The sequence below is a fragment of the Pseudomonas sivasensis genome (assembly GCF_021391435.1).
GTDB classification, from domain to species: domain Bacteria; phylum Pseudomonadota; class Gammaproteobacteria; order Pseudomonadales; family Pseudomonadaceae; genus Aquipseudomonas; species Aquipseudomonas sivasensis.
In genome coordinates this window covers 1,075,088-1,086,977 of record NZ_CP090029.1, presented here as the reverse complement: position 1 = coordinate 1,086,977, position 11,890 = coordinate 1,075,088, and the positions used below count along the sequence as shown (strand labels likewise).

General features: G+C 59.0%; 13 protein-coding genes. 2 read left to right on the top strand and 11 right to left on the bottom strand.

Annotated elements, in window-relative coordinates; translation table 11 throughout:
* Positions 1–72: 72 nt before the first annotated feature.
* Positions 73–306 carry a PP0621 family protein gene (locus LRO94_RS04765; RefSeq protein WP_032886182.1) on the top strand — a complete coding sequence of 78 codons (234 nt, stop codon included), beginning with the start codon at positions 73–75 and terminating at the stop codon, positions 304–306.
* On the opposite strand, the gene thiO is transcribed toward LRO94_RS04765, so the two are convergent.
* From thiO to pilV, 5 genes are all read right to left on the bottom strand, one after another.
* Positions 293–1,402, bottom strand: a complete 1,110-nt coding sequence (thiO, locus tag LRO94_RS04760; protein ID WP_099601964.1) for a glycine oxidase ThiO — start codon at positions 1,400–1,402, stop codon at positions 293–295. The genes LRO94_RS04765 and thiO overlap by 14 nt on opposite strands.
* Positions 1,403–1,465: 63 nt before the next feature.
* A complete protein-coding gene (locus LRO94_RS04755) occupies positions 1,466–1,867 on the bottom strand; it encodes a type IV pilin protein (protein WP_099601962.1) in 402 nt (133 codons plus the stop codon).
* An 11-nt stretch (positions 1,868–1,878) separates the two neighbouring features.
* The gene (locus LRO94_RS04750; protein ID WP_179179534.1) at positions 1,879–2,409 is read right to left on the bottom strand and encodes a pilus assembly PilX family protein; all 531 of its coding nucleotides are present in this window, start codon (positions 2,407–2,409) and stop codon (positions 1,879–1,881) included.
* 7 nt (positions 2,410–2,416) lie between these two features.
* On the bottom strand, positions 2,417–3,124 hold the full coding sequence (locus tag LRO94_RS04745; protein ID WP_179179535.1) for a prepilin-type N-terminal cleavage/methylation domain-containing protein: 708 nt from the start codon (positions 3,122–3,124) through the stop codon (positions 2,417–2,419).
* The gene (gene pilV, locus LRO94_RS04740) at positions 3,121–3,603 is read right to left on the bottom strand and encodes a type IV pilus modification protein PilV (protein ID WP_179180098.1); all 483 of its coding nucleotides are present in this window, start codon (positions 3,601–3,603) and stop codon (positions 3,121–3,123) included. The genes LRO94_RS04745 and pilV overlap by 4 nt, the downstream gene beginning before the upstream one ends.
* A 201-nt stretch (positions 3,604–3,804) precedes the next feature.
* On the opposite strand from pilV, the gene LRO94_RS04735 reads away from it, so the two are divergent.
* Complete coding sequence (locus tag LRO94_RS04735) at positions 3,805–4,323, top strand: GspH/FimT family pseudopilin (RefSeq protein WP_050442823.1); 519 nt, start codon at positions 3,805–3,807, stop codon at positions 4,321–4,323.
* A 16-nt stretch (positions 4,324–4,339) separates the two neighbouring features.
* Here the strand turns inward: LRO94_RS04735 and ispH are convergent, their stop codons facing one another.
* The 6 genes from ispH to murJ all read right to left on the bottom strand — a co-directional run bounded on the left by ispH (position 4,340) and on the right by murJ (position 11,867).
* Positions 4,340–5,287 (bottom strand): 4-hydroxy-3-methylbut-2-enyl diphosphate reductase, encoded by a 948-nt coding sequence (gene ispH / locus LRO94_RS04730; protein WP_032886178.1) that lies wholly within the window; start codon positions 5,285–5,287, stop codon positions 4,340–4,342.
* Between the two features lie 189 nt (positions 5,288–5,476).
* A complete protein-coding gene (gene fkpB / locus LRO94_RS04725; RefSeq protein WP_179180099.1) occupies positions 5,477–5,914 on the bottom strand; it encodes an FKBP-type peptidyl-prolyl cis-trans isomerase in 438 nt (145 codons plus the stop codon).
* Between the two features lie 7 nt (positions 5,915–5,921).
* Complete coding sequence (gene lspA, locus LRO94_RS04720) at positions 5,922–6,431, bottom strand: signal peptidase II (RefSeq protein ID WP_179179536.1); 510 nt, start codon at positions 6,429–6,431, stop codon at positions 5,922–5,924.
* The gene (gene ileS, locus LRO94_RS04715) at positions 6,424–9,255 is read right to left on the bottom strand and encodes an isoleucine--tRNA ligase (RefSeq protein ID WP_179179537.1); all 2,832 of its coding nucleotides are present in this window, start codon (positions 9,253–9,255) and stop codon (positions 6,424–6,426) included. The genes lspA and ileS overlap by 8 nt, the downstream gene beginning before the upstream one ends.
* A 14-nt stretch (positions 9,256–9,269) precedes the next feature.
* Positions 9,270–10,208 carry a bifunctional riboflavin kinase/FAD synthetase gene (gene ribF / locus LRO94_RS04710; RefSeq protein ID WP_032886174.1) on the bottom strand — a complete coding sequence of 313 codons (939 nt, stop codon included), beginning with the start codon at positions 10,206–10,208 and terminating at the stop codon, positions 9,270–9,272.
* Between the two features lie 120 nt (positions 10,209–10,328).
* Positions 10,329–11,867, bottom strand: a complete 1,539-nt coding sequence (gene murJ, locus LRO94_RS04705) for a murein biosynthesis integral membrane protein MurJ (protein ID WP_032886173.1) — start codon at positions 11,865–11,867, stop codon at positions 10,329–10,331.
* Positions 11,868–11,890 lie beyond the last annotated feature (23 nt).

The following is an 11,890-nucleotide window of genomic DNA, read 5'->3' as shown; positions in this document are numbered from 1 at the left end:
AGTATTATTGCGCTGTGCGCTTGCCACGTCCTTGGCTAAACTGGCGCATTACTTATCGAGAAACCGCCCATCATGCTTCGTCTTCTGTTCTGGATTGCCGTTATTGCTGCCGCGGTATGGTTCTGGCGCAAATTCAAAAGCCCGGCCACCAAGCAGCGACGCACAAGCGAGCCAAGCGCTGCGTTGATGGTGCGCTGCGCCCACTGCGGCGTGCACCTGCCACAGGATCGCGCCCTAAGCTCACGCCAGGAGTGGTATTGCACTCAGGCGCATCTGGAGCAGGGACCGAAGTCTATCCAGCGCTGATCCGACCTTCAGGCGCGTAAGGTGCGGGGTCGATAATCGGCGTATGCCCTAGCAGCAAGTCTGCAAACAACTGACAGGACGCCGGCGCCAGAACCAGGCCGTTGCGGTAGTGCCCGCAGTTGAGCCACAGCCCTTTGAAGCCGGGCACCTGGCCAATATAGGGAATGCCTTCCGGTGAACCGGGGCGCAAACCGGCCCAATGCCCAACCACCTCGGCATCCGCCAGAGCGGGAATCAGTTCCACAGCCGAGGCCTTGAGACTTTCCAGCGCAGTTTCGGTGGGTGTCTTGTCGAAGCCCTCATGTTCCAGGGTACTTCCGATGAGAATGTGTCCGTCGCGCCGGGGGATGGCGTAACGCCCCTTGGCCAGGACCATGCTCGACAGGAAGTCCGAGGCGCACTTGTACAAAATCATCTGCCCCTTGACCGGCTCCACCGGAAGCGCCAAGCCCAGCGTGCCAAGCAACTCACCGCTCCACGCTCCTGCCGCCAACACTACATGCGCCCCCACAATCGGCCCCTCTGCCGTATTTACGCCCACCACATTGTCGCCTTCCAGAACAAATCCGGTGACTTCGCACTGTTCGTGAACGATTACGCCAGGCATCGCCAATAACGCGGCTTTAAGGGACTTAACCAAGCGAGGGTTTCGCACATTGGCCACATTCGCCATATAGATTGCCTGGCAATACCCGCCGCCCAGCACCGGCACCGCATCATGGGCGGCCGAAACATCCACTCTGGTCAGGGGCCGACCTTCACGGATCGCCCATGCCAGCGCTTCAGCCTCGTCGTCCAAGTCCAACCAGTACAAGCCGGTGACATGAACCTCCGGATCCACGCCGGTGGCGGCAAACAGGCGCTCACCCAGTTGTGGATAAAAATCCTGGGACCAATGGGCCAAAGCAGTGACCGCCGGGCTGTAGCGCCACGGATACAGCGGCGAAACAATGCCACCGCCCGCCCATGAAGACTCCTGCCCAACGCCGGCACGCTCCAACAGGACCACCGCCTGCCCCTGGCTCGCCAGGTTGTACGCCGTCAGCAGGCCAATGACTCCGCCCCCGACAATCACCACTTGCTGTTGCTTAGCCATCATTTGATCCAGCCGATAAAATAGGAACAGACGCGCCCGGCGCCCAATCATCCAGCCACCTCATCATTGCCCCCAGCATGTCTGGCGCGACATTTCAGGAGCAGCACCCGGATTGGCCCGTAGACCGGTGCTGCTGAGGCTGAAGCCACCGCAAGGGTCACCAGCCATCAACGAATCGGCGCCCGGCGTAGCGACCAAGTAGAAATCCTGAGGGTTCAACGCAGCGGTGATTCTATAGCGATCATTGCCCGTGCTGACGCCGCTTGCGTCAATAAATGTGCCGTTCCTCGTATAAAAGCGCTCCAGTAGCTGAGCTTGCTCAGTCAGCAGCGCGACAATTTCCGCGCGATAGACTTTTTTCACATGGCCGGTGTACCCGGGGTAAGCGATCCCGGCCAGAAACGCGATAATCGCCACAGCGATCAGTAACTCGATCAGGGTAAATCCCTGGCTGTCCATGCCCATTCCATTGCTCCTTATTGAAGTTGTCGCCAAGACACTCGCCTAAAACGCGAGCCACTGGCTTCTTCCACTCGCGCGTACACGGTCTCCAATACCGTGCGTGACTGACCACTGATCCCAATCGCCGTCACCCGGTACAACGTTGCTGGAGTTTGCGGTGGCAAATTCGCCAGTCCTACGCTCGGACCAAGGGATTGAATACCGTAGAGCCCCCCTTTGATGGCAACCCAGTTAACTGATGAAACAGGACTGGTACCGGCCGCGACCACCGACAACGCCTCATCCGGAGGCCCACAGGCAACAATCGAATGGCACTGCGGCAAATCCGCACCCTTTCGCCTCACAACTTCCTCCCCCAGCCTTAAGCCACTTTCTGCTGCTTGAAACGATTGGTTGCGATGCCACAGGCTGCCGGCAATTTTTTGCTGGGTGACTGCCCCCTGCATGGACGACAACCCGATCAACGCCAACAACAGCAGAAACACCAGGCTTATCAGCAGGACTATCCCTCTTTGTCGCAAAGAAATTCCTCCAGCACTCTTCATGGCTGCCCTACCCCACACGGTTTCGCAGAGCCACCACCACGCTGTAGGTTTGATCTCTCACCTTCCCAGTGGGGTCCTGCAGCGTCATGCGGATGCGCACGCTGCGGATCAATGCCTCATCGGATGGCATGGCGTCGTAGCCCACAACTCGCGGTGATGACGCCCTGGCAGCCACGCCGAAACTGATATCGAAATCCCGTACGTTATCCACCAGCACCGCCTTGGCCGGCGCTGCGAGCGTGCTGACCTTTAACTGGCTGGTCTCGAAGGTGTAAGTCAGCTGTCGAATCGCAAAACGAATCTGTCCAGGATCAGGGGCAGGTGGATTCCCTGCATAGGCTTGAGCGTTAGTCGTGCAGTCGGACAGCACCGTCCAGTCTGGCCTGCCAACCCCTCGGCCGACATCAGTGGTGACCAGCGTTAGCGACTTTGAGCTACCCCCGGCAGTCCAGCGCACGGGCTGTTCAAAGGCTGGCGGCGCGTTATCAATAACTTCCGTGGCCAAACAGCCAAACATCCCAGCCTGACGAATGTCCTGAATCATCTTGCCCAGCGCAAACCGCGCGTCATCCTGCAACAACATGGAAGCCTGCTGGCTGGCGTAGGTAACTCGGGAGCTGATCACCACTTGGCTCCCTCCAATCACCAGTACCAAACCGACGGCCAGTGCCAGCAACAATTCCACCAGGCTGAAACCGCTAACCAGAGGCCTCATTGCATTACCCCTGGTTCATTGTCGATGCGACTGGTCAGGGACAAGGTTTCCCGCGCGCCAGGCGTGTTCTCACTTCGGCTGCCATCCCAACTGATACTGACAGTCACTTCATTTGTGCTGACCGCCACTGAACCTTTGGCACCCTCCCCGGCAAAGGCGCGAATATTGGATTCGAAATCATGGAGGTCCAAATCACGCACGCTGACGTTCCCAGTACTGGGGGCCCGCACTCCGTGGCGCAATGAGTAGTCCGCGCCGGAATTGGCGCGGACTCGGTCGAGCATATCGTAGGCAATAAAACTGGCCTGACTGGTCATCCTCGAACTTTCGGTGTACTTGAGGGCATTGAGTTGAAGCACCACTGCGCCTAACAGGCCCACGATGAGAATCAGCATCGCCACCAGTACCTCGATCAACGTCATGCCGGTCTGGCATCGCGCAAAAGCGTGGGGAAAACAGGTGTTAAGGCAGGAAAGCATTACCGTCGTCATCCGTGTCGAAGGCCGAAGAAAGCAGGAAATCCCGCTGTGCGATCCAAGACTAGCGTCGGTTTTTCGCCCGTGCTGCCCACGGCACAAAGGGAAATACTTTGGACCTATAGGCCATCATTCGCCTCCCAGAAACGGACGCTATACCTATGCCTGACCTGTTTCCTAAACACGCCCACGGAGAGAAAGCCGATGGAACAGCGAGGTTTCACCCTGATCGAACTGCTGCTTGGACTCCTTGTGAGCGGCACTCTGCTGCATCTGGCAGCACCTAATTTCATGGGCCTGCTGGAGTCACAGCTGCGACAAAGCGCGGCACAATCACTTACCAGCGGGCTTCGCTTCGCACGCACTGAAGCCATCGCGCGTAACCGTGCGGTGGTCATCCACGCACTGGACGAGGACTGGAGCAAGGGTTGGCGGGTGATATTGGATGTGAGCGGACACGGCCATCAGGACGACGACAACCCCGTGCTCTTGGAGCGCCAAGACAGCGGGCGCGTGCCGATAGTCGGGAATGGGCCGGTCAAAAGCCAGGTGCGCTTCAGCAGTTCAGGCGAGCCGGTGTTTTCAGGGGGAGGTTTTCGTGCTGGCACTGTGCACGTATGCGCCAGGGACTCGGCGCAAAGCCTGCACCAGTTGGTGCTGGCGCCTAGTGGGCGTATCAGCCTGCGTAGCGATAAAGCCGAACAGGCGTTGTGCCGAAGTTAATCCGGCACCCTGACGTTCAAAGCAATGAGCGAACGCGCAGCTCCTTGGGCATGGAGAAAGTGATGTTCTCTTCACGTCCTGCCAGCTCATCAGCGCCGGTAGCGCCCCAGGCGTGCAGTTGCTGGATAACACCGCGCACCAGCACTTCAGGGGCAGAAGCACCCGCAGTGATGCCAATACGCTCGACGCCATCGAACCAACTGCGTTGCATGTCTTCGGCACCGTCGATCAGGTACGCCGGTGTCGCCATCCGCTCAGCCAGCTCACGCAGGCGGTTGGAATTGGAGCTGTTAGGACTGCCGACCACCAGAACCACATCGCACTCGTCAGCCAATTGTTTGACCGCGTCCTGGCGGTTTTGGGTGGCGTAGCAAATGTCATCCTTGCGCGGGCCGCCAATGGCCGGGAAGCGGCTGCGTAGCGCGTCGATCACACGGCTGGTGTCGTCCATGGACAAGGTTGTCTGGGTCACGAAGGCCAAACGATCAGGGTTGTGTACCTGAAGGCTGGCGACGTCATTCTCGTCCTCCACCAAGTAGATGGCGCCGCCGTTGCTGGCGTCGTATTGGCCCATGGTGCCTTCGACTTCCGGGTGACCGGCATGACCGATCAGAATGCATTCCCGACCATCACGGCTGTAGCGCGCGACTTCGATGTGCACCTTGGTAACCAGCGGGCAAGTCGCGTCGAACACTTTCAGGCCCCGGCCCGCCGCTTCGGTACGCACGGCCTGGGAAACACCATGGGCACTGAAGATGACGATCACGTCGTCTGGTACCTGCTCCAGTTCTTCGACAAAGATGGCGCCACGTGCGCGCAGGTCTTCGACCACAAACTTGTTGTGGACGACTTCATGACGCACGTAGATCGGCGGACCGAAAACTTCCAGGGCACGATTGACGATTTCGATCGCACGGTCCACGCCGGCGCAGAAGCCACGGGGGTTGGCGAGTTTGATTTGCATGCTGTGCCTCGTGTCTTGCAGCTACTATGGGTCAGTATTGAAGCTACTCAACTGACAATGAAGATCAAAGGTGGGAGGGGGCTTGCCCCCGATAGTGATGGGTCAGTAAAAAACTTTGACTGATGCCCCGCTATCGGGGGCAAGCCCCCTCACACAAGTCCGATCCACACATTTAGTGTGTTTCGTCAGTTAGAGCGCTTTAACGTCGATGATTTCAACGTCAAACGTCAAGGTTTTACCGGCCAGCGGGTGGTTGAAGTCGATGGTCACTTGCGCGTCATCGAACGCTTTCACCACGCCAGGCAGCTCAGTATTCGCGGCATCGTTAAAGATCACCAGCAGGCCTTCCGACAGGTCCATGTCCTGGAACTGCGAGCGCGGGATGATCTGCACGTTTTGCGGGTTAGGCTGACCAAAAGCGTTTTCCGGCAGGATCTGCAGGGTGCGCTTGTCGCCAGCCTTGAAACCGAATAGAGCCGCTTCGAAACCCGGCAGCAGATTGCCGTCGCCGACCTTGAAGGTCGCCGGGGCCTTCTCGAACGTGCTGTCGACCGTGTCGCCATTCTCCAGGCGCAATGCGAAATGCAAAGTGACTTCCGTGTTCTGGCCGATGCGTTGCTCAGCCAATACCTGATCAGTCATTGACGGTCTCTCCGGTTTTCTTACTTTTGAACATATCCAGCGCCAGCATGATTGCACCAACGGTGATGGCGCTGTCGGCAAAGTTGAACGCAGGGAAATAATGACGGTTCTGCCAATGCACCAGGATAAAGTCGATCACATGGCCCAGGGCAATGCGGTCGTACAGGTTACCCAGCGCGCCGCCCAGAACCAAGGCCAAGGCGACGGCCAGCCAGGTGTCATCGCGGCGCAGGCGCTTGAGCCAGACCACTAGCACCGCACTGACCACCACGGCGATCAGCGCGAACAACCAGCGCTGCCAGCCGCCACCGTCAGCCAGGAAGCTGAAAGCGGCGCCGGTGTTGTAGGCGAGGGTCCAGCTGAAGTAATCCGGGATCACCACGATTTGCTGGAACATTTCCAGGGAGCCTTCGAAATGAGCCTTGCTGACCTGGTCAATGACCAGGACCAACAAACTCAGTACGAGCCAGCCCAGACGTCCGAAACGACTGGTATTAGGCATAATGGCGAACCTCGCCTTCACCCGAGATGTTGTCGACGCAACGACCACAGATTTCTGGATGCTCAGGGTTCACGCCGACGTCTTCACGGCAATGCCAGCAACGAGCGCACTTGGCAAAGGCCGACTTGACCACTTTGAGCTTGAGGCCCGGCACTTCGGTGGCCACAGCGTCCGCTGGGGCCTGGGCGAATGGCGCCAAGCTTGCAGTCGAGGTGATCAGTACAAAGCGCAGTTCGTTGCTCAGCTTGGTCAAGTCGGCGGTCAGGCCTTCCTCGGCAAACAGGGTGACTTCGGCCTGCAGGTTGCCGCCGACGGCCTTGGCCGCACGCTGCACTTCCAGCTCCTTGTTCACTGCAACTTTGACGGCCATCACGCCTTCCCAGTACTCGCGGCCCAGTTCGAAATCGGCCGGCAGTTCGGTCAGGCCTTCGTACCAGGTGCTGAGCATCACGGACTCGTTACGCTCACCCGGCAGGTATTCCCACAGCTCGTCGGCGGTGAAGGCCAGGATCGGTGCGATCCAGCGCACCAGCGCTTCGGAGATGTGAAACAGAGCGGTCTGCGCCGAGCGGCGAGCCTTGCTGTTGGCGCCGGTGGTGTACTGGCGGTCCTTGATGATGTCGAGGTAGAAACCACCCAACTCCTGCACGCAGAAGTTGTGGATCTTCGAATACACGTTCCAGAAGCGGTATTCGCCGTAGTGCTCCTGCAACTCGCGCTGCAACAACAGGGTACGGTCCACGGCCCAACGGTCCAGGGCGAGCATGTCCTCGGCCGGCAGGATATCGGTGGCCGGGTTGAAGCCGGTCAGGTTCGACAGCAGGAAGCGCGCGGTATTACGGATACGACGGTAGGCATCGGCGCTGCGGGCCAGGATCTGGTCCGATACGGCGATCTCGCCCGAGTAGTCAGTAGACGCAACCCACAGACGCATGATGTCGGCGCCCAGGGTGTCGTTGATCTTTTTCGGTTCGATCACGTTTTTCAGCGACTTGGACATCTTGCGGCCCGTCTCGTCGACGGTGAAACCGTGTGTCAGCAGCTCGCGATACGGGGCGTGATCGTCGATGGCGCAACCGGTCAGCAATGACGAGTGGAACCAGCCACGGTGTTGGTCCGAGCCTTCCAGGTACAGGTCGGCACGCGGACCGGTCTCGTGGCCCATTGGGTGCGAACCGCGTAGCACGTGCCAGTGGGTGGTGCCCGAGTCGAACCATACGTCGAGGGTGTCGCTGATTTTGTCGTACTGCGGCGCTTCTTCGCCCAGCAGTTCGGCGGCGTCCAGCTTGAACCAGGCTTCGATGCCTTCCTGTTCAACACGCTGGGCCACCACTTCCATCAGTTCGACGGTACGCGGATGCAACTCACCGCTTTCCTTGTTCAAGAAGAACGGGATCGGCACACCCCAGTTGCGTTGACGGGAGATGCACCAGTCCGGACGGTTGGCGATCATCGAATGCAGGCGCGCCTGGCCCCACGCCGGGACGAACGTGGTGTCTTCGATGGCCTTGAGCGAGCGCACACGCAAGGTGTCGCCGCTGGTCGGTTCTTTGTCCATGCCGATAAACCATTGCGCGGTGGCGCGGTAGATCAGCGGGGTCTTGTGACGCCAGCAGTGCATGTAGCTGTGCTTGATGGTGTCGGTTTGCATCAGCGCACCGACTTCACGCAGCTTATCGATGATCGGCTGATCGGCCTTGAAGATGAACTGGCCGCCGAAGAACTCCAGCGAAGGCACGTAAACACCGTTGCTTTGCACCGGGTTGATGATCTCATCGTTGACCATGCCGTACTTCTTGCAGATCACGAAGTCGTCCACGCCATAGGCGGGCGAGCAGTGAACCACACCGGTACCCGAACCCAATTCGACGTAGTCAGCCAGGTACACCGGCGACAGACGGTCATAGAAAGGGTGACGGAAGTTGATCAGCTCCAGCGCAGAACCGGTGGTGGTGGCGATCACCGAACCTTGCAGTTCATAGCGAGCCAGGCACGCTTCGACCATTTCCTCGGCGAGTACCAGCAGGCGATCACCGACGTCCACCAGGGCATAGGTGAATTCCGGGTGCACGTTCAGCGCCTGGTTGGCGGGAATGGTCCACGGGGTGGTGGTCCAGATCACGATGGCAGCCGGTTTGCTCAGGCTAGCCAGGCCAAACGCCTGGGCCAGCTTGGCGTCGTCAGCAATCGGGAAGGCTACGTCGATGGTCGAGGACTTCTTGTCTTCGTATTCGACTTCAGCTTCAGCCAGGGCCGAGCCGCAATCGAAGCACCAGTTCACGGGTTTGAGGCCCTTGAACACGAAACCGCCCTTGACGATTTCGGCCAAGGCACGGATTTCACCGGCCTCGTTCTTGAAGTTCATGGTTTTGTACGGGTTGTCCCACTCGCCCAGCACACCCAGGCGGATGAACTCGGACTTCTGCCCTTCGATCTGCTCGGCGGCGTAGGCACGGCACAGTTCGCGGGTTTTATCGGCACCCAGGTTCTTACCGTAGGTCACTTCGACCTTGTGTTCGATCGGCAGGCCGTGGCAGTCCCAACCCGGCACATACGGCGCGTCGAAGCCCGACAGGGTTTTCGAGCGCAGGATCATGTCCTTGAGAATTTTGTTCAGCGCATGACCGATATGAATCGTGCCGTTGGCGTAAGGAGGGCCATCGTGCAGGACGAATTTCGGACGATCCTTGCCAATCTCGCGCAACTTTCCGTACAGGCCAATACTGTCCCAGCGCTGCAGGATCTGCGGTTCGCGCTGTGGCAGGCCGGCCTTCATTGGGAAGGCGGTGTCCGGAAGGTTTAGCGTGGCTTTATAGTCGGTCATTTAAGGCTCTTCGGTTAGCGATGGGCGCTAGGTGCGGCTAGTGCACGGGCGGCGGCGACATCCGCATTGATCGCCGTTTTCAACGCCTCAAGGGAGGCGAAACGCTGCTCTTCACGCAGCTTCTGGTGGAAAACCACCGTCAAACGCCGGTCGTATAAATCACCGGCAAAATCCAAAAGGTGAACCTCCAGGTGGGCCTTGCCATCACCTGCAACCGTGGGCCTGACGCCTATGTTGGCGACTCCCGGCCACGACTGGCCGTCGATATCGACGCTAACCAGGTAAACCCCTGTCAGCGGCACACGACGGCGCTTGAGTTGCACGTTGGCGGTTGGCGTGCCCAATTGGCGCGCCAGCTTCTGGCCGTGCAGCACCCGCCCGGCAATGCGGAACGGGCGACCGAGCAAACGCTCAGCCAAGGCGAAGTCGGCAGCCGCCAGCGCATTACGCACTTGGGTACTGCTCACGCGCAGGCCATCTAATTCGACGGTTTGCGCGGCTTCGACGGTAAAGCCCTGGATGACGCCGGCGTGCTGCAGGAATTCAAAATCCCCAACCCGGTCGCAACCAAAACGGAAGTCGTCGCCGACCTCCAGATGTTGTACGCCCAGGCCATCCACGAGGATGCGGTCAACGAACTCGGCAGCGCTGAGGCTTTGCAAGCGCTGATTGAAAGCCAGGCAGAGGACGCGGTCCACACCTTCTTCAGCTAGCAGTTGCAGCTTGTCCCGCAAGCGAGCCAAGCGGGCTGGCGCCGTTTCCGGAGTGAAATATTCCCGCGGCTGTGGTTCAAAAATCACCACGCAGCTGGGCACGCCCAACTCGACCGCACGCTCGCGCAGCCGGGCCAGGATAGCCTGGTGACCACGGTGAACACCGTCAAAGTTGCCAATAGTGGCGACGCAGCCCCGATGCTGGGGGCGCAGGTTGTGGAGACCTCGAACCAGCTGCATAACGCGCTTCTTGCTCATAAAGTGGTCGATTATAACCACACCCAGCCCCGGACGACAGGCAACAGCGCAGGGCAAGGTGGATGGAATCGATAAAACACCTGTTTTATCGCAGCAAACTCTCTAGCTCAGCGACTTGCGATTGAAATCGCGCAGGCGGAAACCCTGCAGCAGCAACATACCGAAGTACACCACCACACCGGCGACCACCAGCGCACCCAGGCGCATGAAGCGATCTAACATATGGCCTTGGTCCCACGCTGGCATAAAGTGCATCAGCCCAAGCAGAACCGCCGACATCATTGCCACCGCCACCAGCAATTTCAGGGCAAACATGCCCCAGCCCGGCTGCGGCTGGAACATCTGCTGTTTGCGCAGCTGATAAAACAGCAGTCCAGCGTTGATGCAGGCGCCCGCACTGATGGCCAGGGCCAGGCCGGCGTGAGCCAACGGGCCGATAAACACAAGGTTGAGCAGTTGCGTGACGATCAGCGTGAAAATCGCGATTTTGACCGGGGTGCGGATGTTCTGCTGGGCGTAGAAGCCAGGCGCCAGCACTTTGATCACGATGATGCCGAGCAGGCCAACGGAGTAAGCAACCAGCGCGTGCTGCGTCATCAAGGCGTCATGGGCGTCGAACTGTCCGTATTGGAACAGTGAGACCGTTAGCGGCTCGGCCAGAATTCCCAGCGCAAGGGCGCACGGCAACACCAGGACGAAACACAGGCGCAGGCCCCAATCGAGGATGCGCGAGTACTCCTGGCGGTCCTTGCTTGCGTAAGTACGCGCCAGGGTCGGTAGCAGAATTGTACCCAAGGCCACGCCGAGCACGCCGGAAGGCAACTCCATCAGACGGTCGGCGTAATACATCCACGACACCGAGCCCGATACCAGCAGCGAGGCAAAGGCCGTGTTGATAATCAGGGAAATCTGACTGACCGACACGCCAAGAATCGCCGGCAGCATATTGCGCATCACGCGCCAGACGCCGGTGTCTTTCAGATTCAGGCGAGGCAGCACGAGCATGCCGATCTTTTTCAGGTGCGGCAGTTGGTAGAGCAATTGCGCCAGACCACCGGCCAGCACCGCCCAACCCAAGGCCATGACCGGCGGATCGAAGTACGGCGTGAGAAACAGCGCGAAAATAATCATGCTGACGTTTAGCAACGTTGGCACGAACGCCGGCACCGAAAACCGGTTCCAGGTATTGAGGATCGCCCCGGCCAGGGATGACAGGGAAATCAGCAATATATAAGGAAAGGTCACTCTCAGCAGATCAGTGGTCAGCGCGAACTTTTCCGGCGTATTAGCAAAACCGGGGGCCGTCGCCCAGATCACCCAGGGAGCGGCGAGCATTCCGAGGAGGGTCACCAGCATTAAAACCAGGGTCAGCAGGCCCGAAACGTAGGCAATAAAGGTACGAGTAGCTTCCTCGCCCTGCTGAGTCTTGTATTCAGCCAGAATCGGCACGAACGCTTGGGAAAATGCGCCTTCAGCGAAGATCCTGCGCAGCAGATTGGGCAACTTAAAGGCAATAAAGAAGGCATCCGTGGCCATGCTGGCGCCAAAAATGCGCGCCAGCAGGGTGTCACGCACGAACCCCAAAACCCTGGAGATCATTGTGATAGAGCTGACGGCAGCCAACGATTTGAGCAGATTCATTGAAAGAGTTTGCGCCTATAGAT